We start from the raw sequence: 22,083 nt of genomic DNA on the forward strand, positions 1-22,083 counted from the left end.
ACTTGCTCTCCTTACTTGAGCTGCAGCAGTGCGTCCGAGATGTGGAAGCTGTACATGAGCGCCAGCCCGATAAGGCCGGTGACCAGCAGGTAGTAGAGGGTCGGCAGCGCGGTCTTGCGCAGCGTCGCCCCCTCACGGCCGAGCAGCCCCACGGTGGCCGACGCCGCCACCACGTTGTGAATGGCAATCATGTTGCCGGCCGCCGCGCCCACGGCCTGCAACGCCAGCATGGCGGCGGTGGAGACCCCCAGGGTCTGGGCCACCTCAAACTGGAACTGGCTGAACATCATGTTCGACACCGTGTTGGAGCCGGCGATAAAGGCCCCCAGCGCGCCGATGGTGGCGCTGAGGGCCGGGAAGAACTCCCCCACCAGCCCGGCGGCAAAATTCGCCGTGGTCACCGGCATGCTGGCGAGATCCGCCCCGTTGACACCGGAATTGATGAAGATGCGCACCATGGGCACGGTGAAAATCAGCACGAAGCCGGCGCCGATCAGGGTGCGGCTGGACTCCCCCAGTGCCCGCCCGAAGGGGGCGAGGGAGCGCGATTGCAGCCAGGTAGCGAGCAGGGCGCAGAGCACCAGCAGGCCCCCCGGCAGGTAGAGCGGCTCAATGGAGGCGCTGACCCCCTTCTCCCCCAAAAGGTCGGTGAAGGCGAGGCTCACCGACAACAGGCTTGCCTTGAACTCCGGGCTCACCCGGCTCGCCACCAGCAGGAGCGCCAGCGCCACATAGGGGAGCCAGGCCAGCATGAGCGACATGGGGCGACCGGCGGCCTCTTTGAGATCGAGCTTCAAGGAGCCCAGCCACTCGGCGGGCCACTCGTTCTCGGGGGCGAAATCCCAGGAGTTCTTGGGCACCAGAAAACCGGCTCGCGCCGCCGTCACCACCAGGGCCAGCCCCACCAGACCGCCGATGAGGGACGGGAACTCGGGGCCGAGCAGCATGCCGGTGAGGGCATAGGGGACGGTGAAAGCGAGCCCGGCGAAAATCGCAAACGGCAGGATGGAGAGCCCCTCGGTCCAGCTGCGGTTGCGGCCAAAGAAGCGGGTCAGCATCATCACCATCAGCACCGGCATCAGGGTGCCGACGGTGGCGTGAATGAGAGCCACGTTGGTGGTCACCTGTTGCAGGTAGATGTCCCAGCTGCTGCCACCGGCGCTCAGGGTCTGGCCGATGGCCTGGTTATCCAGCCCCTTGTTGATGCCCACCAGGATGGGGGTGCCCACCGCGCCGAACGACACCGGGGTGGACTGGATCATCATGCCGAGCAGCACGGCAGCGAGCGCCGGGAAGCCGATGGCCACCAGCAGCGGCGCGGCGATGGCGGCCGGGGTGCCAAAACCCGAGGCCCCTTCGATAAAGGCGCCGAAGCACCAGGCGATGATGATGGCCTGGATGCGCCTGTCCGGCGAGATGTTGGTGAAACCGCCGCGAATGGCGGTGATGGCACCGGTGTGTTTGAGGGTGTTGAGCATCAGGATGGCGCCGAACACGATCCAGAGCACGGTCACCGTGATCACCAGCCCCTGCAGGGTGGAGGCGAAGACCCGGGTCGGGCTCATCTGCCAGCCCCACAGGGCGATGAACACGGTCAACAGGAAGGCGACGGGCATGGCGCGCTTGGCGGGCCAGTTGAGGCCGACCAGCAGCACGACGGCCACCAGGATCGGCGAGAAGGCCACCAGGGCCAGCAGGGTGTCTGTCATCATTGCGTCCTTGTCCAGAGGGGTGCAGAGGCGCACCTTGTTGTTGTTTTGTTAAGCGGACGTGACCTTACCCTGTTCCTTTTTCGCGATATATGGAAATAATGAACAACATTCGTTCCAAAAGTTGATCAATATGGCCAGTACCGACGACCTCATCCTCTTCGCCCAGGTGGTGGAGGCCGGCTCCTTCAGCAAGGTGGCTGAACAAAATTCCCTGACAAATTCAGTGGTTAGCAAGCGGATCGGGCGTCTTGAAGAGGAGCTCGGGGTGCAGCTCCTCTATCGCACCACCCGCCGGCTCACCCTGAGCGAGGCGGGCAAGGCGCTCTATCAGGGTGCCAAAAATGTGAAGGCCGCCGCACTGGACGCCTTCGACGCGGTGGCGGGATTTGGTGAAAAGGTGAGCGGTCATGTGCGGATGTCGGTGCCCACCATCTCCGGCGAGCTCTTGCTCGCCGATGCGGTAGCCGATTTTTGCCAGCAGCACCCGGGGCTCACGGTGGAGATGTCCCTGGACAACCGCTTCGTCAACCTGGTGGAAGAGGGGTTCGATCTGGTCATTCGCACCGGCTATCTGGATGACTCGAGCCTGATTGCCCGCCACATTCTCGACTCCCAGTGGGTCATCTGCGCCGCCCCCGCCTATGTGCGCCGCTTCGGGGCGCCGCGGGAGCCGTCGGATTTGCTCACCCACAACTGCCTGCGCTACGCCTACCAGAGCACGGGGGCCTCGGAGTGGGCCTTCAAGGGGGAAGAGGGCAACTATCTGGTGTCGGTGTCGGGGAGCTTTTCAACCGACAACGCCGGTGCCCTGCGCAAGGCGGCGCTGGGGGGGCGCGGCATCGTCTATGTGCCGCGCTGTCTGGTCTATCACGATCTGATGAACGGCGAGCTGGTGGATCTCTTCCCCGATCAGGTGGGCAAGAAGCTCGGCATCTACGCCGTCTACCCCTTCACCCGCCAGCCGCCGCGCAAGATAAGGCTGCTCATCGAGCACATCCGCCAGCGCTATCTGGAGATTGGCCACTACTTCATCTGAGGCCCTTGTCGGGCCTCAGAGGGCGGATGACGCCGCCTGACGTGAGAGAAACGCCAGGGACTGGCGGTTGAAGTGATCCGGCTGCTCCACGTTGCAGACGTGGCCGCACTTTTCGATGATTTCGAGGCGGCTGTAAGGGTCGCGGGCCACCTGCTCGCGCACCGGGGCGAGGAACATGTGATCCTCCTCCCCCATCACGTAGAGGGTGGGAATGGGCAGGGCCCGCTCGCGAAAGTAGCGCATCAGGGGGTTCACCTCGGTGGCGAGACGGAACCAGCGCTTGAACTCCTTCTGGCAGAGCTTGCGAGCCTCGCGCACGAAGAGGTTGCGGGACTCCTGATGGTGCTGGCGCGGCATGATGATGAAGGCGAACAGGCGGTAGAGCCACATGTAGGGCAGGAAGTGCTGGCCGAGGCGGCCAAGCTGCACCAGCACCCGGGAGCGGATGTCGAGACGCAGGATGGCACCGCCGAGCACCATGCTCTTGACTCGCTCGGGGCGAAGCTCCGCCAGGTGGCGGATGAGGATGGTGCCAAGGGAGATGCCGACAAAATGGGCGTGGGGGATGCGCAGGTGATCCAGCAGGCGCAGGATGTCTTCGGTCACGGCCCGAAAGCTGTAGTGCCCCTTTACCACCTGCTGCAGCTGGTTGGACTGGCCGTGACCGCGAAGGTCCAGCAGCAGCACGTTGAAGTGCTCCCGGTAGGCCCGCAACTGCTTGAACCAGATGGAGGAGCTGCCGCCCGCACCGTGCACGAACACCACCCAATCCCGATCGGGACCCAGTTCAAAGGTCTTGTGGTACAACATCTCATGGGCTCCCGGGGTGATGGGGGGTATACTCGGCGCGCATATTAACAGAAGGCTCACCCCGGTGAACATGCTTCCACCATGATCGGACCAGCCTGGAGTCCCCATGACCCTCGTTCAATTGCGTGAATTTTTGCTCAGCCAGCCCGGCGCCACCGAGGACACCCCCTTCGGCCCGGAGATCCTGGTCTACCGCATCGCCGGCAAGATGTTTGCCCTGGTGGACTGGCAGGCGGAGCCCCTCTCCATCAACCTGAAGTGCGAACCCGAGCTCGCCCTGCTGCTGCGGGAGATCCACCCCGAGGTGAAACCGGGCTGGCACATGAACAAGTTACAGTGCAAATCTACACGTCATTTTTGAGTAGTCATACAGCGCCTAAGTGGTAAAATCCTTATGTTGATTAATCAGTTAGGAACTTACTATGGCGGTTTATGAGATCTATTCAAAACGACAGAAGCGTCTTCGCGGTGAGTTCAATGATGTTTATCAGTATGAAGACATACCGTCCAAGTTAAGAGTTCAAGTCTGCAAGATTTATAACTCATTTTTCAATTACAATTCTTCATTGCAAATGAATCGCATATGTGAGGCGATTTATGAAATCCTAACTACTGAGTATGGTGAGGATTATCTAGATTATGATGGTCGTGATTTTGATACGTATTGTAATAGAAGCGAAAAATCTCAAATTCTTATTTCATACGCTAAGCGATGTGCGGAAACAGACCATTTTCTTGATGTACTTGAGTTGATCTTCACATTTACTCAAGACTATCAAGAAAGGGGCTATTTTTCAGGATTGGACCTACCTAATACAATCGAAGAAATCAACATCCGGTTCAGAGAGAATGCTGTCGGCTATCAACTTGACCCAGACAACCTAACGATTATTAGAGTTGATTCGCAGTTTGTTCATTCAGAGGTAGTTAAACCAACTCTTACTCTTCTCAGTTCTGATTCAGCTTATGCTGGCGCTCTGGACGAGTTCATGTTGGCTCATGAGCATTACAGACACCAGAAATTCAAGGACGCGATCCTTAATTGTGGTAAGTCATTTGAAAGCATGTTGAAAGCAATCCATGAAAAACGTGGGTGGGCTTATGACAAGCATAAAGATACAGCGAACAAGTTAATCCTGTCATGTGTCGAAAAAGGTCTATTCCCTTCTTTTCAGCAAGATCAGCTTATGCAAGTTGGTAAAATTTTAGAATGTGGTGTACCTACAATTAGGAATAAAACTGCTGGTCATGGACAAGGACATGAAGTGATAGAGGTGCCAGAACATCTTGTCAGTTACATGATTCATCTAACAGCAACGAATCTACTTTTTTTGGCTAAATCAGACGAGGCTCATGTGTAGGAAAACCATTTTAGCCCCAGCAATAAGACTCGTGTAATTGACACAATGCTTTTAATTATATGTATCAATAAGTTATGGTGTTTTGTGTCCTTACAATCTAACAAGCAGCACTGGAACACGGTGACCCTGAGTGAAGGCCTGTCTGACGATCTCTGGCAGGGCTGGATAGTCCACTCCTATGAGCGGGTGGTGGCGGGTCTGCCCAGGGCGAAGCGGCCCCAGGCCCCCCGCTCGACCATCAGGGAGGGTTGACCCATGCCGTCTCTTTCTTCTTCTCGCATCGTCCCCCTCGAGGAGGCGCACATACCAAGGCTGCTGGATCTGTTCGAGCAGTCGGTACGCCGCCTGGGGCCTGCACACTACAGCCCGGAGCAGGTGGAGCAGTGGGCCAGGGGGGCCCATCACCCGGGGCTTGCCAGCCAGTTGCGCGAGCACCATGGCTGGGTCATCGAGCAAGACGATGTGCCCCTTGGCTTTGCCACCCTGAGCGATGACGGTCATCTCAGCCTGCTCTACGTGAGCGCGGATCATCCTCGCCAGGGGCTCGGCACCCTGCTGCTGGAGCGGGTGCTGGCAGCCGCCAGCCAGATGGGGCTTGGCAGCCTCACCACGGAGGCGAGCGCCTTCAGCCTCGCTCTCTTCCTGCGTCACGGCTTCCTGCTGACTGGATTGGAGACGGTGGAGCGCGGCGGTGTCCAATTTATCCGCCATCGGCTCCACTGCCGCTTGCCATGACGGGTTCAGCCACTAAAATACGCACCATTTCCCCAAGGCAATGAAGAAAGGGCAGCCATCATGGTGGTAGAGAGCGACGGTTACATTGCGCTGATCGAGTATCTGGTAGAGAGTCTGGGTCTGTTCGAGAGCCAGCAACAAGGCGGGGGCGCCCAGACCATCGAGGATCTGGTGAGCAGCCGGGTGGCCGGCAACCTGATGGCCATCTGCGAGCAGAACCCCCAGCTCGACCCCAAGGTGCGCTTCCTGATCATGCAGGAGGCCGATGCCGTGGTCGCCGATCTGGAAGAGGTGCTCTCCGCCGTCTGGTTGTCCGCCCCCAGCGAAGCCCAGCAAGCCTTCCTCATCGAGTTCATCGACCTCATCAAGAACCTGTTCGACAGCACCATCAGCTGACCCCATCCCTGCCGTGACGGCAAGGGGACGAGATGCAATGAGGCGAGGAGTGAGGTGGGACGCCCAATGAAAAGGGCCGCCTCATCGGGCAGCCCTGCTTGCTAGCATTGTCAATTCATCGCGCTTGTCAGAGTAATGAATTTCGGGGCAAAAAAATGTGTCTGGTCTTGGCAACCATCCGTGGTCGCTACCCTGTTGGTCAGCCAGGGTTCAGTTTAGTTCCCCACCTGACGCATTTTTTTCAATTATTTTTCATCACAATGACACGGGGGCCTGATGGCCCCCGTGGTATGCAATGACGCCTCAGCGATTCAGGCTGGGAGGCAGGCAGACGCCGATGCCCCCCAGACCGCAATACCCCTCGGGATTCTTCTCCAGATATTGCTGGTGATAATCCTCGGCATAGTAGAAGGGGGCCAGCGGCAGGATGCGGGTGGTGATGGTGCGCCCGTCACCGCTCGCCGTCATGGCCTGCTGGTAGGCGGCCAGGCTCTGCTGGGCAATCGCCTCCTGGGTGTCGTCCCCGACGAAGATGACGGAGCGATACTGGGTGCCGATGTCGCCACCCTGGCGCATCCCCTGAGCCGGATCATGGTGTTCCCAGAACAACTTGACGAGATCCCCATAGCTGATGACCTTGGGATCGAACACCACCTGCACCGTCTCGGCGTGGCCGGTCAGGCCGCTGCACACCTCCTTGTAGGTGGGATTGGGGGTCAGCCCCCCCTGATACCCGGCGGCGGTGGAATAGACCCCGGGCTGCTGCCAGAACAGACGCTCCACCCCCCAGAAACAGCCCATGCCGAACCAGGCAAGCTCCATCCCCTCGGGCCAGGGCCCCTGGGTCGGGTGGCCGTTTACTGCGTGCACCTGGCCAATCTCCAGCGCTTCCCGCCGTCCCGGCAGCGCCTCTGCCGGTGAAATAATCTGCTCCATTTGCCCTGTCCTTGTATAAAACCCCGCGCAATGCGGCTGACGAAAAGGAACACCGAAGATATCAGGTTATTAGCCCGGATCAACCAGGGAGCGACCCCGGGGCGACCCTCCCGCCCTCGCCTGCGTCTTCCCCTCCCCGCCCGCACTGGTCAAAATGGCGACAAAAAAACACCAAATCGATATTTAGTCTTGATTTGTGAATTTATTTTCATATATTGGGCGAATTGCTGCTTTTTTATGGAATGAAACACGTGCGTGAACGCGAACCCAGCCTGGTCCATGCCTTTCGGCAATCCACCCCTTATGTCAATGTGCACCGGGGTGCCACCTTCGTCCTGATGATCGGCGGGGAAGCCATTTGTCACCCCAATTTCGCCAACATCGTCAGCGACATCGCCCTGCTGCAGACCTTGGGGATCCGTCTGGTACTGGTGTTTGGTTCGCGTCCGCAAAATGACGAGGCCCTGGCCCGCGCCGGCATCCAGGCCCAGTATCACAAGCGGATCCGGGTCACCGACGATGCCAGTTTCGCCATCATCAAGCAGGTGTGCGGGGGTCTGCAATACGACATCACCGCCCAGCTCTCCATGGGCCTCGCCAACACCCCCATGCAGGGGGCCCGCATCAGCGTGGTGAGCGGCAACTTCGTCACCGCCCAGCCGCTGGGTGTGGATGACGGCATCGACTTCTGCCACAGCGGCCGGGTGCGTCGCATCGATGTGGAGGGGATCACCCGCCAGCTGGATCAGCACGGCCTGGTGCTCATCTCACCCATCGGCTGCTCGGTCACCGGCGAGAGCTTCAACCTGAGCTCGGAAGAGGTAGCCCGCCGGGTGGCGGTGGATCTCAAAGCCGACAAGCTCATCTGCTTCAGCAGCACCCAGGGGGTAATGGACAGGCACGGGGAGGCTATCTCCGAGCTCTTCCCCGAGCAGGCCGAAGAGCTGCTGGTGGCGCTGGAGCAAGCGGGGGAAGAGATGTCAGGCACCGCCCGCTACCTGCGCGCGGCCATCGCCTCCTGCCGGGGTGGCGTGCCCCGCTCCCACCTGGTGAGCTATCAGGACGACGGCGCCATGCTGCAGGAGCTGTTCAGCCGCGAGGGGCTGGGTACCCAGATCGTGCGCGAAAGCGCCGAGCGGGCCCGGGCCGCCACCATTGAGGACATCGGCGGCATCCTGGATCTCATCCGTCCTCTGGAGGAGGAAGGGATCCTGGTGCGCCGCTCCCGGGAGCAGCTGGAGATGGAGATAGACAAGTTCACCATCATCGAGCGGGACGGCCTCATCATCGGCTGTGCGGCGCTCTACTGCTTCATGGAAGAAGCCATGGCCGAGATGGCCTGCGTCGCCATCCACCCGGAGTATCGCAACTCCAACCGGGGAGACACCCTGATCGCCAAGGTGGCCGAGCGGGCCAAGCGGCTCGGCATCCGTCGCCTGTTCGTGCTCACCACCCGCTCCATCCACTGGTTCCGGGAGCGGGGCTTCGATCCCCTGGAAGTCGAAGATCTGCCGGTGGAGCGCCAGCGCTTCTACAACTGGCAGCGTCGCTCCAAGGTTTTGTCCAAGACCATTTCGTAACTGATTGATCTTGTGCCTGGTTACCGTCAATTTTGTTCTTTTTTACGAACTCGATTGACAGTGCAATCCAGACCAAGGTATTTGTACATGCACGCCACCTGTCACAGGTGGCACCAGAAGAGGAGCGCTGCCCAGGCAGCCCAGGGGAGGACACCAGTGTCCGGTGAACTTGGGTCAGGGGGAGCAGCGCCGAGACGAGGCGAGTGACTGGACACCGCCACGTCGGCTGCGGGGGCTGAATCCCCCGGGTTGTCATCGGTAGTGGTCATCCCACACCGCGCCCCACTTGGGGCCGGTACGGGATGGGCTCTGCAGGTGGAGTGCTTCTGGCCGGGATCCTCGCGTTTTCCTGCCATTTTTTGCCTCCTCCTCTCTATTTGCCCGATGAAACCGGATTTTCACCTTGAGACAGGAGTATGCAATGAACCCGATCAATGTCGCCAAGTTTGGCGGAACCAGCGTCGCCAATGCCGCGGCCATGAACCACTGCGCCGACGTGGTGCTGGCCAATCCGGCGACCCGGGTGGTGGTGCTGAGCGCCAGCGCCGGCGTCACCAACCTGCTGGTGAGCCTGGCTCAGGGTGAACTGGACGAAGCCGGACAGGATGCCCAGCTTGCCAGGCTTGCCGACATCCAGCTGGCCATTCTGGCCGCCCTTGGCAACCCGAGCGACGTGAGCGCCCTCATCCATGCCCAGCTCGGCGACATTCGCACCATGGCCCGCCAGGCCAGTCAGCACACCGACGCCGAACTCGCCGATCGCCTCATCGCCTGCGGCGAGCTGATGTCCACCCGTCTCTTCACCGAACTCCTGCACCAGCGCGGGGTCAAGGCCCAGTGGCAGGATGCGCGCCAACTGCTGCGCACCGACAGCCGCTTTGGCAAGGCCACCGTGGATCTCGCGGCGACCCGCGCCCTCTGCCAGCAGGCGGTGGGTCCGTTGCTGGGTGACAGCCTGGTCATCACCCAGGGCTTCATCGGTGCCGACGGCGATGGCCGCACCACCACCCTCGGCCGTGGCGGCTCCGACTACAGCGCGGCCCTCCTGGCCGAGGCCCTGGACGCAGGCAGCATCGAGATCTGGACCGACGTGCCCGGCATCTACACCACGGATCCCCGCCTGGTCACCCGCGCCCGCCCCATCCCCGAAATCAGCTTCGTGGAGGCGGCGGAGATGGCCACCTTCGGCGCCAAGGTGCTGCACCCGGCCACCCTGCAACCCGCGCTGCGCCAGGACATCCCGGTGTTCGTGGGCTCCGCCAAGGACCCCGCCGCCGGTGGCACCTGGATCCGCGCCACCACCCGCAGCAACCCGCTGTTCCGGGCCGTGGCCCTGCGCCGCCAGCAGGTGCTGGTGACCCTGCACAGCCTCAACATGTTCCACGCCTACGGCTTCCTGGCCGAGGTGTTCGGCATCCTGGCCCGTCACCGCATCTCGGTGGATCTCATCACCACCTCCGAGGTGAGCGTCTCCCTGACCCTGGATCACACCGGCAGCCAGAGCAACGGCGAACCCATCCTGAACGACAAGGTGCTGGCGGAGCTCGGCCAGCTGTGCAAGGTGGAAGTGGAGACCGGCTTCGCCCTGGTGGCGCTCATCGGCAACCGCATGAGCGAGGCGGCCGGGGTGGGCAGCCAGGTGTTCGACGCCATCCGCGAGCACAACATCCGGATGATCTGCTACGGCGCCAGCGCCCACAACCTCTGCTTCCTGGTCAAAGAGGACGAGGCGGGCCACATCGTCAACTGCCTGCACCGGGAACTGCTCGACTGAGTCGCCCCGGCGCTGGCACACCACAAGCCTCCTCCGCCCCATCACACCCGGGGCGGCCTTCCCCACTCAGCAAAGAGGGGCGCCGCGGCGCCCCTCTTGTCACTCTTCTTCCACCATCAGCTGGTGGCCCGGGTGGGCAGCAGATTGGCCCGGATCTGCTCGCGCAGCCCTCCCAGCCGTTGCAGCAACCCGGCCTGACCGAGCCCCGCTTCGTCAGGGGCCAGATTGTCCACCAGGGCCGGGAAGTGCTCCCGTACCGCCTGCTCCAGCCAGTCGAGGCGGCGCAGGGTGAGCGGGCCGCAGCTCTTGCCGCTGAGATCGTCCAGGATGTCGAGCCGATGGCTGCGGTACATGTCGCGCCACCAGTTGGCCGCCAGCGCCTCGTCGCTTGCCAGCGCCGCACTCCACTCCCCCACCAGTCCCTGCATCCGCGCCAGCACGGGGGCGCTCGCCCCCTCCCGCGACAGGTATTGCAACTCTCCCCTGGCCCAGGCGAGGCAGAGCTCGCGCCAGCGGCGAAACAGCGGCAAGGGATCCGCCTCGTCCAGCCAGAGCCCGGAGAGGGTGCGGGTTTCCAGCCGCTCAGGCACATGGAAGTCGGGATCGGTGAGGCCGTTGGAATTGAACTCGTGCAGGGGATCGAAGGGCCACATGTAGCCAAAATCGAACACCGAGATATGCTGGCCGTCATCCAGCAGGTTGCCCGGGCTCGGATCCCAGTCAAACCAGCCCCAGCGGGCCAGCTCCGCCTCCACCGCCAGCATCTGCGCCAGGTTGCGCTCGCAGAGCGTGCGCACCGGCTCCCCCCGCAGCCAGGGGGAGACCAGCACCCCGGCCCGGGCGGAGCCGAAACTGGTGCAGACCACGTTGGAGAGGATGGTGGGGTGCAGCTCCCGCAGGCTCTCTATCTCCCGACGCCGCTCCAGCTCGGTGAGAAAGGCGGTCTTGCCGTCCACATTGGCCACCAGAGAGTCCTGGCGGCAGCGTTTCAGGCACCAGTGGTGCCCCTCCACCTTGAGATGGAACACCTCGGCGGTGAGCCCGTGACCGTAGACCTTGACGACGTCCGGGTGATCCTCGGTCAGCCGGACGAGCTGGGGCAGCGGCAGGGGGCAGTCCCGCTCCCGCCCGATCCGGATCTCTTCTTTGCTCTCCAGCATCTGGAGCAATCTGGCCTGACGCGCCGCAACTTTGGGATTCATACATGTACCTCCAACCGTTACTGAGAGACTAAACAGCGCCCCCCTCCCAGACCAGCAGCAAAGGCTCATGATGACGCTTTCATCACAGAATGAGTGCCCCTGGCGGATCGGGATCACAAATTGCTTCACTGTGCTCATCACGGAATATTCATCTTGTTGTCATTAAATTGACATCAAGGAACAAGCCACGCACCATCGGGTCAAAATAGAGGCAGTCGTCGCTGCCATGACCGCTCCAAGGATGAGCCCTTATGAATGCCCCCGTCACCGGCCACCGCCCCGCCTCCCAGCCCCTGGCCGGGCTGTTGCTGGGTCTGCTGACCGCCCTGCTGCTGCTGACCCTCGCCCTGCCGCTGCTCAACCCCGTCAGCTGGCTCGGGCGTGCCGCCCCCCTCATTCTGGGCCCGGCGGATCAGCCCATCGCGACCCTCAATCGCTACAGCCTGCTCTACAAAAGTGACAACCGGGGCTTCTATCTGGTGGTGCGCAGCCAGTGGCAACTGCTCAAACCCCTGCAGGAGGGGGACAAGGTACGGGTGGAGCTGCTCAACGACAAAGGGGTACGCATCGATCAGCTGAGCCAGGCGGTGGACAAGCGCCAGAAGTGCCGCAAGGAGCGCTGCACCCTGAGCCTCAACAGCGCCCTGCGCGCCCCCGACGACGCCCTGGACAGCCGCTACCAGCTGCGCATCGGGCTGCTGCTGGCAGACAGGCCGGAGAGCGTCGAATACAGCCAGATCCTCCAGACCCTGCCGGAGCGCGGTTTCAACCTCCTCTACCTGATGACCAGCCTGCTGCTGGTGCTGCTGGTGAGCGCCGCCGTGCTCAAGGCCCTGCTGCCGCGGCTGCGCCGAAGCTACCGCGCCCGGGTGGCAGGCAGCCTGCTGCTCGGCAACCTCACCTTCGTGCTGCTGCACGGCTTCGTGGTGTTCAAGCTGGGGGAATTCCTGTTCTGGTCGGGCTTTCGGCCAGAGCACTACTACCTCGCCTGGGGCAGCATGGTGCTGGGCTGGAGCCTCTGCGCCCTCGCGGGCTTCAGCCTCTATATGGGGCTGCTCTTCACCGCCCTCTCGGGCATCGGGCTACTCGCCAACTTCATGAAGATCGCCATCTACGGGGTGCCGCTGGGGGGGGACGATCTGGGCAACCTGCTGGCCCTGCTGCACATCCTGCTCGATCAGCACCCTGTGGTGCCGGTGCTCGTCGTGCTGGGGCTCCTCTTTCTGGTGTGGCGCTTCGCCCTCTCTCGCTGGATCCTGCGGGGCTTGCTGCGCACCGCCGCCGCCACCGCCGCCTTCTTCGCCCTCTGCGTGTTCGCCACCCAGACCGGCAACAAGCTGCTCGGGGCCAACATCCGCTACGTGGACAGGGCGGTGAACTACCACAGGGACATCATCCGCGCCGGCCCCGGCCTCTACCTGTTCAACCTGGTGGACGAGATGCTGCAAAGCGGCAACGTGTTTCGCTACCCCTTGCAGATCAACGAGCGCACCCCGGAGCTGAGCCTGCCCGCCCAGCCCAGGGCTCCCCGCTTCGATCTGGTGATCGTGCTGCAATACGAGTCACTCTGGCTTGACTGGCAGGGCCGTCTCTGCGCCCCCGCCCCCACCTTGAGCCTGCCCGCCAGCGTGGCCCAATGGCGCAAGACCATCCACTCCCCCACCACGGGGGGCATGACGGTACTGGCGGAGTTCGAGATGAACACCGGCCTGCCGGTGGGCCTGCTCAAACAGGGGGTGGTGCCCTACTACTACCTCTCGGACAAGGTGCCCGGCCTTGCGCGCAGCGCAGCCCAGAGCGGCTACCAGACCCTGTTCGCCCACCCCTATGTGGAGAAGTTCTGGGGCCGCGCCAAGGCGATCCCGGCCCTCGGCTATGAGGAGCGCTGGTTCGATACCCGCTTCACCGCCCTCGAGCACAAGGGGCTCTACATCTCCGACGATGCCCTCATCGATCACCTGCTCAAACGCAGCAACCAGGACGATCAGCCCCTGTTCGCCTACGCGGTCACCATGCAGGGGCACGGCCCCTTCGACGGGGATCGCTACCGGGCCCAGCAGCGCAGCGGCGCCTGCCCGGATCAGAGCCCGGCGGATACCCAGTTGCTCAACACCTACTACACCGGGGTGGTGGATGCCATGGCCTCCCTGGAGCGGCTGCTCAAGACCCTGGACAGCTCCGGCAAGCGCTACCTGGTGGTGGCCTTCGGGGACCACCAGCCCTTCCTGATGTCGGCCGGCAAGGGCATCCACGGCGCCAAACCGCCACGGGATGCCAGCTACCAGATCCCCATGATGGCCTTCACCCGGGCCGGGGACGGGCTGGATCTCGCCCGCCAGTTCGACCCGGTGCGCCAGCTCTACCAGATGGGCCAGGCAACAAGGCAGCTGCTGGCGGGGGACCTCACCCCCATCCGGGACCAACCCCTGCTCCACCCGGTGCTCGGGGAGGAGAAAGGCTTCGACCCCTCACCCCTGGTGCCGCAGATCCGCGCCAGCTTCCGGCCCGATGCATTGCCCTGATCGATTGAGACACGAGGGACACAGATCCTTGCAACACCTTCCGGGCCGATGCCCTGCCCTGATCCGCAGCGAACTAGCAGACGAAAAAGAGGTCGCCCGGGCGGCCTCTTTGTCTATGTGCCGATGCAACTATGGCAGGCAGTGCAGTGACTCACTCCCCAAGCCAGGACTCGCACAGGGTGAGGCTCTGGGCATCGAGATCCAGTTCGGCCTCGATACCAAGGGGCAAGGTCAGCATGGGGTGGGTGTGGGCACAGTCATACTCCGCCAGAATGGGGAAGGTCGGCTCCCCCACGACCTCCAGCAGGATGTCGAGGGGCCGCCTGCCGCTGCCCTGGCTGTCGAACAGCTCGTGCTTGCCGAGCACCAGGGCACCGATGCGATCAAACACCCCGCACAGCTTGAGGTGGGTGAAGGCGCGCTCCACCGTTTCGGCGGTTTTGAGGCTGTCTTCCAGCAGCAGAATGTCTCCCCGCTCGATGGACGGCATATAGGGGGAACCCCAGATCCCCGCCAGGGTATTGAGGTTGCCGCCAATGAGCCGACCCCGCACCCGGCCAGTGCCCACCGAGATCAGCCGGTTTGGCCAGCACTGCTTGGCCCGGGTCTGATGCTCCCAGTCGAGCCGCTCCTCGGTCCATTGCGTCGGAGTCGGCAACCGGTGGGGCAGGCTGGCACCACCGGCCATGCAAACGGACAGGAAGCCGACCAGGGTCTCGTCCACCAGCGGCGAGAGCTCGCCAAAGGAAGCCACCAGCGCCGGGCCATAGAAGGTCACGAGGCCGGTCTGGGCATAAATGCCGAGCAGCAGGGCCGTTACGTCGGAGTAGCCGATGACTATCTTGGGATCCCGCTTCAGCGCATCAAAATCGAGGTAGGGCAGCAGGGAGTTGGAGTTGCTGCCGCCAATCACCGACATGATTGCTCGCACTTGCGGATCGCGAATGAGGGCATTGAGTTCGTCAGCCCGCGCCGCGATGGAGCCGGAGCGCCAGTGATCCTGTTCGCCGGTCAGGCTGCCCGCCTTGAGTTCGAAGCCCTGCGCCGCCAGATAAGCCTTGGCGCAAGCAAAGCGGTTCGGCGCCCAGGCGGTGGCCGCGCTGGAGGGAGAGAAGAAACCTATGGTGTCGCCGGGGTTGAGCCCCGGCGGTTTGAGTAAGGTCATGGATGCAGCCCTGCCATATGAGTTGAACGCCGCCGGGAGATGCGATCCCGGCGCCAGACTGCATCCTACTGCGGCCTTTGAACGCCCGACAAGGGCGAAGAATCACACTCACAGTGCTCGTTTTTGTTTAGAAAAATTAAATGACTCTCGCTACATGCACATAAAGACTGAACAATGACAACACAGATCGCGCCCTTTTCCCGGCTTTAAGGTGCCTATCACGCGCTGATACATGGCCGCGAGGTCAGTTCCCGCCTCTCCCGACGATATCCCGCCGCCGTTCCCCAATAAAAAAGCCGATCTCGCGATCGGCTTGGGCATTGGCTTCTAACGGCGTGAGCGCAGGCTCACACCACCACGGCGGTGCCGCTGATGCTGACCATCAGCATGCTGCCGTTCTGGCCCACCACCTCGTAGTCGATGTCGATGCCCACCACGGCGTTGGCCCCCAGCGCCTGGGCACGCTCCTTGAGCTCCTCGAAGGCGATCTCCCGGGCCCGGGCCAGCTCTTTTTCGTAGGCGCCGGAGCGACCGCCGATGATGTCGCGGATGCCGGCGAACAGATCCTTGAAGATGTTGGCGCCGAGGATGGCTTCGCCCACGACGATGCCGCGGTACTCGCGAATGGTCTTGCCTTCCAGGGTGGGGGTGGTTGAGAGGATCATGAGGTCTCCTGTGAGTTGGGCTGGGTGCGCGAAACACCGTTGCCGTCATGGTAGCAAGGTGTTGGCCAAAGCATAAGCCCGGCGTGGCCAGGGGCTTCAAGCACAGCGCCCGCCAGGTTCATCAAGGTGCCATCCATACGGCCTGTGTCGTGCCACTTTCCCCCGCACAGCGACCTTGGGCACCGGTGCTGGGGAGAGGGCTTCCGGCCACGATGAAAGCGGGGCCTTGATGATGCAGACACGACGGCAGCTGCACCGGCCCTCTACTTCTTCGCCCTCAACTACGGCAGACGTTTCTAGCGTCGCTCCGCGTCGGCCATAAAAAAAGGAGAGGCAAGCCTCTCCTTTTTTGATGTTCGCAGCGGCAGCCGCCATGCACTCAGTGCAGCTTCATGCTCGGGCGCAGCACCCGGTTGATACGGCCCACCAGCATGATGAGGCCGGTCTTGATGTAGCCGTGCAGGGCGACCTGGTGCATCCGGTAGAGGGAGATGTAGACCAGGCGCGCGATGTAGCCCTCCACCATCATGGAGCCCCGCATCAGGTTGCCCATCAGGCTGCCCACGGTGGAGAAGCGGCTCAAGGAGACCAGGGAGCCGTGATCGTGATAGCGGTAGGGCTTCATCTCGCCGCCGTTCATCTTGGCCAGGATGTTCTTGAACGCCTGGGTCGCCATCTGGTGGGCGGACTGGGCGCGGGGCGGCACGAACTTGCCGTCCGGCTGCGGGCAGGCGGCGCAGTCGCCGATGACGAAGATGTTCTCGTCCCGGGTGGTCTGCAGGGTCTCGTGGACCACCAGCTGGTTGATGCGGTTGGTTTCCAGGCCCGCGATCTCCTTCATGAAGTCCGGCGCCTTGATGCCCGCGGCCCACACCATGAGGTCTGCTTCAATCAGCTCCCCATCCTTGGTGTGTAGACCTTCGGCGGTCGCTTCGGTGATCATGGTGGCGGTGCGCACGTCCACGCCCAGCTTCACCAGCTCCTGATGGGCGGAGCCGCTGATGCGCTCCGGCAGGGCCGGCAGGATGCGGGGGCCCGCTTCCACCAGGGTCACCTTGAGACTGTCGGTGGTGAGGTTCTTGAAGCCATAGGCGTAGAGCTGCTCCACCGCGTTGTAGAGCTCGGCAGAGAGCTCGACGCCGGTGGCGCCGCCGCCAACGATGGCGATCTTCACCTTGTCACCGGGCTGGTATTCGGTGGCGAACTGCAGGAAGCGGTTCATCATGCTGTTGTAGAAGCGGTGCGCCTGGGAGGGGCTGTCCAGGAAGATGCAGTGATCCTTGATGCCCTTGGTGTTGAAGTCGTTGGAGACGGAGCCGATGGCCATCACCAGGATGTCGTAAGCCACTTCCCGCTCGTTGACCACCAGGGCGCCGCTCTCGTCGTGGATCGGCGCCAGCACGATGCGTTTCTCGTCGCGCTTGATGTCGGTCAGGCTGCCGAGCTGGAATTCGAAGCCGTGGTTCTTGGCGTGGGACTGGTAGCTCAGGGCGTCGATGCCCGCATCCATGGAGCCGGTGGCCACTTCGTGCAGCAGGGGTTTCCACAGGTGGGTGCGATTGCGATCCACCAGGGTGATCCTGGCCTTGTTCTTCTTGCCCAGCTTGCGGCCCAGGCTGGTCGCAAGCTCGAGACCACCGGCGCCACCGCCTACAACGACAATATTCATCATGATGATTTTCCTTGGTTCCTCAAAACGAAAGGGAGCCATTGGCTCCCTAAAACGAAATCGGTTGACGTGATGGCTCAGGCTTCTTTGAAGGCCTTCATCCGTTGCAGATGGTGCGAGATGTTCTTGAACTTATGGGTCTCGCGCTCATCCCATACGATGTCGTAATAGTTCTTCAATTCACGTTCAGTGTCCCGATTATCGCGGATTTCATCCTGAACGGAAAGGATGCACAGGCAGTTTCCTGAATTTTTATTACGAAATTCGGTTACACACTTGGTGCCGATGTCCTCGTACTCCTCCGGCCTGTCGATCTTGCCCTGCATGTTCTCTTCCGGGTGCAGGTTGGGGTTGAAGACCACCTGCTTGATGCCGCACAGAAACCCGATCCGCTCGCTCCAGTAGCCACCCAGGCCCACGCCGCAGATGAGGGGTTTGGGATCGGTGCTCATGTCGAGCTGCTTCTTCACTTCCTTGAGCAGGTGGCTCATGTCGTGGCGGGGGTGAACCGTGCTGTAGTGCACGAAACGCACATCATCATCGATAAACTGCAACTGCAGCACTTTTTCATGATTGCCGGGGCTGGTGGCATCAAAGCCATGCAGATAGATGATCATGGACAAGACCTCAAAAACTGTGTCGGTTCTATCGAAACTACCCCAGCGACAGGGCCTTGCGCCACCAAAACATCCCACTTTCTTGCTTTGGATCACGCCCCTTCGGGCCACCAAACCGCGCGTCGGGGCCGCTGTGGCAGCGCCATGCCCCGGCGGGACATGGCGCAAACCGGGTCTGGCGAGGTTAACTGCCGCACTGGGCGAAGCGCGCCACCGCCGCTTCCACCAGGGCCAGGCTCCCCTGCCAGAAGGCGGGTTTTCGAATGTCCTGCCCCAAATGCCGTTCGACCAGTTCTTCGGCGCTCATGCGACCGGTGTCTCGCAGCAGGGCGCGATAGGCCTCGGCCACATCCTGCTCACCCGCGGCCTGACGGCTTATCAGTTGCTGATAGACCCCGAGGCTGAACAGATAGCCAAAGAGGTAGGGATAGTTGTAAAAACCGAAGCCCGCGATGGAGAAGTGCGCCTTGGCGGCCCAGAACAGAGGGTGATAGCGGCCAAGGCTCTTCTCATACCAGCGCCCCCAGGCCTCGTCGGTGAGCGCCTTGAGCCGGGCCGAGGAAACATAGCCCTGCGCACGCTCGGCCACCAGAGCCTGCTCGAAGTCAAAGCGGGCCGGGATGTTGACCAGGAAGGTGGCGGCGCCATCGGCATCCGCCCAGGCGATGGCCAGACGCTCCTCGGCGCTTCGGGCCTGCTCGTAGAGGGCGCTGCGCACCAGGGTCTCGGCGAAGATGGAGGCGGTCTCCGCGAGCGTCATGGGGTAGCTGCGCTGGCTCATGGGCAAGTCGCGGATGAGCCAGTTGTGCCAGGCGTGACCGAGCTCGTGGGCCAGCGTGATGACGTTGTCCATGGTGCCCGCATAGGTGATGAAGACCCGCTGCTCCACCGGCTCGGCAAACTTGGTGCAATAGGCCCCGGTGCGCCGGTTGGGGGTGGGGGCGGCATCAATCCAGCCGCGCTCGGCCATCATGCGGGCAAAGTCCCCCATCTCGGGGTCAAAGCGCGCGAAGGCCAGGGCGATGATGTCGACCGCTTCCTCGAAGGGGATCTCCCGGCGGCTGGCGGCAGGGGGCGGTGCAAAGAGATCCTCCGGCCCCAGCACCTCGAGGCCGAGGTGACCGGCCATCAGCCCCAGGGCCCGCTGGCCCAGATGGCGGGCCTGCCAGGTCTCCGCCATCAGGGTATCCAGAGTCGCCCGCTCGATGTGGCTCTGGTGGCAGGAGAGATCCAGGGCATCGAGGCGCCGGTGTTTGCCGCGCTGGCGCGAGAGCTCCAGGCGCCAGCCGTTGAGGGCGTTGAGGATGGCAGCCACCGTCTCCTGCTCCCCTTCCCAGCCGGCGCTGATGGCATCAAAGGCCTCTTTGCGCAGGGCCCGATCCGGGCTGGAGAGCAGGTTGCTCGCCTCCGCCAGCCCCATCTCGCGACCCGCGATCACCAGTCTTATCTTGCCCACCAGATCGTTGTAGAGGTTGCCCCAGGCGTGCAGGCCGTCGGTGCCAAGGCCGATGACCAGCTGCTCCGCCTCCACCGGCAGCCGCTGATCCTGCAGGCGACGCTCGTGGCGCAGCCGGTACCCCTCCTCCCCGAGCAGGGGGTCGGCCATCAGCTGCTCAAATTCGGGCGCAGGCAGCCCCAGCATCAGATCTTCGATGGGGGCAAGCGTCTTGAACAGATCCGCATTGAGGGCACGGGCCCGGGAGGCAACCTGCTTGGCGAGGGGATCCCGGGCGTCCTGGCTCCCCTTGCAGGCGGCCAGCACGGCGATGTTCCAGCCGATGTCGCGAATGCGCCGGGCCCGCAGGCGTACCTCCCTCAGGAAGTCCTGCAAGGCGCCTGGGGTGAGCGGAACCTGGGCCAGTCCCTCGATAAAACCGCTCAGCTCGGCCAGGCTGGCGCGGGCCAGGCTCATGTCCGCCTCGAGGACACAGCTGTCGAGGGAGGGGTAGATGTGATCATTTTGCCACTGCTGTGGATAGACTCGTTGTTGCATCGAACGCTCATCGTCAGGGACGGGCCTGGCCCGTCGTGAAATCCAGGTGGCCAGAGCCACCACCTTCGCGGGCAGGCATCACACCAGCCGCTCGAGGCGCACCACCGCCTCTTCCACATAGCGCAGGCTCTCCTGCCAGAACCCGGGTTTGCGGATGTCGACCCCCAGGTGCTTCTCCACCAGCGCCTCGGCGCTCATGCGGCCGGTATCTCGCAGCAGGGCGCGATAGGCGGGCACAAACTCGCCCCCGGCCCGCGCATGCTGGGCATAGAGCCCCAGGCTGAAGAGATAGCCAAACAGATAGGGGTAGTTGTAGAACCCGGACTCGGCGATGGAGAAGTGGCCCTTGCTGGCCCAGAACAGCTCGTCATACTGGCTGAGGGCGTCACCATAGCACTGCTGCTGCGCCGATTTCATCATCTCCCGCATCTGGCTCGCCCCCACGTAACCCGCCTCCCGCGCCGTCACCAGAGCGCGCTCGAAGGCAAAGCGGGCGGGGATGTCGAGAAGCAGGCTCGCGGCCCGCTCCCCGTCCAACCAGGCGATGGCCCGGCGCTGCTCCACCTTATCGGTGGCGGCCAGCAGGGCATCGCGCACCAGGATCTCGGCAAAGAGGGAGGCGGTCTCCGCCAGCGTCTTGGGGTAGCCCCGCTGTTCGAAGGGAAGATCCCGCAGCAACCAGCTGTGCCAGGCGTGGCCGAGCTCATGGGCCAGGGTGATGACGTTGTCCATGGTCCCCTCGAAGGTGAGGAAGACCCTTGGCTCGGGCGGATCGGCATACTCGGTGCAATAGGCGCCGCTTCGCCTGTGCTCGCTCGGGGCCGCATCGATCCACCCCTTGTCGGCCATCATGCGGACAAACGCCCCCATCTCGGGATCGAAGGCGGCAAAAGCCTCCATCACCAGATTCAGCGCCTGCTCGAAGCCGAACTTGCCGTGCACGGCCTGAGGCGCCGGGGCAAAGAGATCCCAGGGGGCGAAGTCGGTGATCTGCTGGGCACAGGCCATGGCCCTCAAGGCGCGGCGCCCGAGCTCCCTGTGCTCCCCGGCCGCCGCCATCAGGGTCTCCAGGGTCGCGCCCGTGATGTGCTCCTGATGGCAGGTGACCTCAAGGGCATCCAGCCTGCGCACCTTGCCGCGCTGGCGGCCGAGCTCGTTGCGCCAGCCGTTGATGGCGTTGAGAATGGCGGCCACCGTCTCCTGCTCCGCCTCCCAGGCGCCCTGGATGGCGTGCCAGGCACTGGCGCGCCGCGCCCTGTCCGGGTGGGCGAGCAGGTTATCCGCCTGGGCAAGCCCCATGGGCACCCCCTCCACCACCGGCAGCAGCCGCCCCACCAGGTTGTCGTAGAGATCCCCCCATCCCTGCAGGCCGTCCACCGCCAGCCCCTCGATGAGCTGCTCGCTCTCGAGCGAAAGCCACTGCTCCTGCTGCGCCCTGTCGTGATGGATCTGGTAGGCCAGCTCGAAGAGCTCGGGGTCTTGCAGCAGGGTGCGCACCAGTGACTCGGGGGCGCGAACCCAGAACAGGTCCACCGGCTTGCTGCGCTGGGCCAGGGTCGCCTCCAGCTGCTGGCCCCGGGAGAGCAGTACCCGGGCCTCCTCGTCGCGCCCGTTCTGGCTCAGCCGGTTGTAACCATAGACCTGGCTGTTCCAGGCCAGGGTCTTCACCCCGTTGGCCTCGCGGCGGATGGCCCGCAACAGGTGGCGCAGGGCATTGGCATCCGCAACGGGATGGGCGGGATCCGGCAGGTCCGCCAGGAGGGCGTCAAGCCGGGTAAGGGCGCGGGCAGCCTCCTGGAAGGCGGCCTCGATGGCAGGATCGTCGGGGGCGGCATAGATGTGATCATCTCGCCAAACGGGTGGTTTCATGGTTGTCCTTGTCTGTTTGCGTCCATATCGGGTCACCCCGC

17 protein-coding genes, 2 pseudogenes and 1 riboswitch are annotated in these 22,083 nt (G+C 63.0%); of the genes and pseudogenes, 9 read left to right on the top strand and 10 right to left on the bottom strand.

Going from position 1 to position 22,083, the window contains the following annotated elements; all coding sequences use genetic code 11:
* Window positions 1-11: 11 nt before the first annotated feature.
* The gene (locus ACPW74_RS11385) at window positions 12-1,709 is read right to left on the bottom strand and encodes an L-lactate permease (RefSeq protein ID WP_425858076.1); all 1,698 of its coding nucleotides are present in this window, start codon (window positions 1,707-1,709) and stop codon (window positions 12-14) included.
* A gap of 61 nt (window positions 1,710-1,770) precedes the next feature.
* Between ACPW74_RS11385 and ACPW74_RS11390 the strand changes: the two genes are divergently transcribed.
* The gene (locus tag ACPW74_RS11390) at window positions 1,771-2,748 is read left to right on the top strand and encodes a LysR family transcriptional regulator (protein ID WP_080767962.1); all 978 of its coding nucleotides are present in this window, start codon (window positions 1,771-1,773) and stop codon (window positions 2,746-2,748) included.
* A gap of 15 nt (window positions 2,749-2,763) precedes the next feature.
* Here ACPW74_RS11390 and ACPW74_RS11395 read toward each other — a convergent pair whose 3' ends face one another.
* Window positions 2,764-3,558, bottom strand: a complete 795-nt coding sequence (locus tag ACPW74_RS11395; RefSeq protein WP_010674369.1) for an alpha/beta fold hydrolase — start codon at window positions 3,556-3,558, stop codon at window positions 2,764-2,766.
* A gap of 106 nt (window positions 3,559-3,664) precedes the next feature.
* On the opposite strand from ACPW74_RS11395, the pseudogene ACPW74_RS11400 reads away from it, so the two are divergent.
* The 5 genes and pseudogenes from ACPW74_RS11400 to ACPW74_RS11420 all read left to right on the top strand — a co-directional run.
* Window positions 3,665-3,889, top strand: a pseudogene (locus tag ACPW74_RS11400) (MmcQ/YjbR family DNA-binding protein); the annotation flags it as partial.
* 91 nt (window positions 3,890-3,980) lie between these two features.
* The gene (locus ACPW74_RS11405) at window positions 3,981-4,919 is read left to right on the top strand and encodes an STM4504/CBY_0614 family protein (RefSeq protein ID WP_200163574.1); all 939 of its coding nucleotides are present in this window, start codon (window positions 3,981-3,983) and stop codon (window positions 4,917-4,919) included.
* Window positions 4,920-5,018: 99 nt separating this feature from the next.
* Window positions 5,019-5,171: pseudogene (locus ACPW74_RS11410) on the top strand (MmcQ/YjbR family DNA-binding protein); the annotation flags it as partial.
* 3 nt (window positions 5,172-5,174) lie between these two features.
* Window positions 5,175-5,654, top strand: a complete 480-nt coding sequence (locus ACPW74_RS11415) for a GNAT family N-acetyltransferase (RefSeq protein ID WP_128274285.1) — start codon at window positions 5,175-5,177, stop codon at window positions 5,652-5,654.
* A 60-nt stretch (window positions 5,655-5,714) separates the two neighbouring features.
* Window positions 5,715-6,050 carry a DUF3802 family protein gene (locus ACPW74_RS11420; RefSeq protein ID WP_263308557.1) on the top strand — a complete coding sequence of 112 codons (336 nt, stop codon included), beginning with the start codon at window positions 5,715-5,717 and terminating at the stop codon, window positions 6,048-6,050.
* 303 nt (window positions 6,051-6,353) lie between these two features.
* Here ACPW74_RS11420 and msrA read toward each other — a convergent pair whose 3' ends face one another.
* Window positions 6,354-6,986, bottom strand: coding sequence for a peptide-methionine (S)-S-oxide reductase MsrA (gene msrA / locus ACPW74_RS11425; protein ID WP_010674365.1), 633 nt, complete (start codon window positions 6,984-6,986; stop codon window positions 6,354-6,356).
* A 251-nt stretch (window positions 6,987-7,237) separates the two neighbouring features.
* Here msrA and argA point away from each other — a divergent pair, with 251 nt between their 5' ends.
* Window positions 7,238-8,566, top strand: coding sequence for an amino-acid N-acetyltransferase (gene argA / locus ACPW74_RS11430; protein WP_041215931.1), 1,329 nt, complete (start codon window positions 7,238-7,240; stop codon window positions 8,564-8,566).
* Window positions 8,567-8,675: 109 nt separating this feature from the next.
* A riboswitch (Lysine riboswitch) is annotated at window positions 8,676-8,900 on the top strand.
* Between the two features lie 87 nt (window positions 8,901-8,987).
* Window positions 8,988-10,340: a lysine-sensitive aspartokinase 3 gene (lysC, locus tag ACPW74_RS11435; RefSeq protein WP_010674363.1), complete on the top strand. Its 1,353-nt coding sequence runs from the start codon at window positions 8,988-8,990 to the stop codon at window positions 10,338-10,340.
* Between the two features lie 116 nt (window positions 10,341-10,456).
* Here lysC and ACPW74_RS11440 read toward each other — a convergent pair whose 3' ends face one another.
* Window positions 10,457-11,542, bottom strand: a complete 1,086-nt coding sequence (locus ACPW74_RS11440) for a hypothetical protein (protein WP_182976512.1) — start codon at window positions 11,540-11,542, stop codon at window positions 10,457-10,459.
* 251 nt (window positions 11,543-11,793) lie between these two features.
* On the opposite strand from ACPW74_RS11440, the gene ACPW74_RS11445 reads away from it, so the two are divergent.
* Window positions 11,794-14,064, top strand: a complete 2,271-nt coding sequence (locus ACPW74_RS11445) for an LTA synthase family protein (RefSeq protein ID WP_425858080.1) — start codon at window positions 11,794-11,796, stop codon at window positions 14,062-14,064.
* Between the two features lie 151 nt (window positions 14,065-14,215).
* Here ACPW74_RS11445 and ACPW74_RS11450 read toward each other — a convergent pair whose 3' ends face one another.
* The 6 genes from ACPW74_RS11450 to ACPW74_RS11475 form a co-directional block, all read right to left on the bottom strand.
* A complete protein-coding gene (locus ACPW74_RS11450; RefSeq protein WP_223929824.1) occupies window positions 14,216-15,229 on the bottom strand; it encodes a S66 family peptidase in 1,014 nt (337 codons plus the stop codon).
* Window positions 15,230-15,576: 347 nt separating this feature from the next.
* Window positions 15,577-15,894: a heavy metal-binding domain-containing protein gene (locus tag ACPW74_RS11455; protein WP_124244354.1), complete on the bottom strand. Its 318-nt coding sequence runs from the start codon at window positions 15,892-15,894 to the stop codon at window positions 15,577-15,579.
* 379 nt (window positions 15,895-16,273) lie between these two features.
* Entirely contained in the window at window positions 16,274-17,566 is a 1,293-nt protein-coding gene (locus tag ACPW74_RS11460; RefSeq protein ID WP_041215407.1) for an NAD(P)/FAD-dependent oxidoreductase, read from the bottom strand.
* 74 nt (window positions 17,567-17,640) lie between these two features.
* The gene (gene ycfP, locus ACPW74_RS11465; RefSeq protein WP_005331594.1) at window positions 17,641-18,180 is read right to left on the bottom strand and encodes an alpha/beta hydrolase YcfP; all 540 of its coding nucleotides are present in this window, start codon (window positions 18,178-18,180) and stop codon (window positions 17,641-17,643) included.
* Window positions 18,181-18,364: 184 nt separating this feature from the next.
* A complete protein-coding gene (locus tag ACPW74_RS11470; protein WP_425858083.1) occupies window positions 18,365-20,173 on the bottom strand; it encodes a M3 family oligoendopeptidase in 1,809 nt (602 codons plus the stop codon).
* Window positions 20,174-20,251: 78 nt separating this feature from the next.
* Complete coding sequence (locus ACPW74_RS11475; protein ID WP_425858084.1) at window positions 20,252-22,042, bottom strand: M3 family oligoendopeptidase; 1,791 nt, start codon at window positions 22,040-22,042, stop codon at window positions 20,252-20,254.
* Window positions 22,043-22,083: the final 41 nt, after the last annotated feature.

It is taken from the genome of Aeromonas sp. INTO2, assembly GCF_049860605.1.
Taxonomy (GTDB): Bacteria; Pseudomonadota; Gammaproteobacteria; order Enterobacterales; family Aeromonadaceae; genus Aeromonas; species Aeromonas caviae.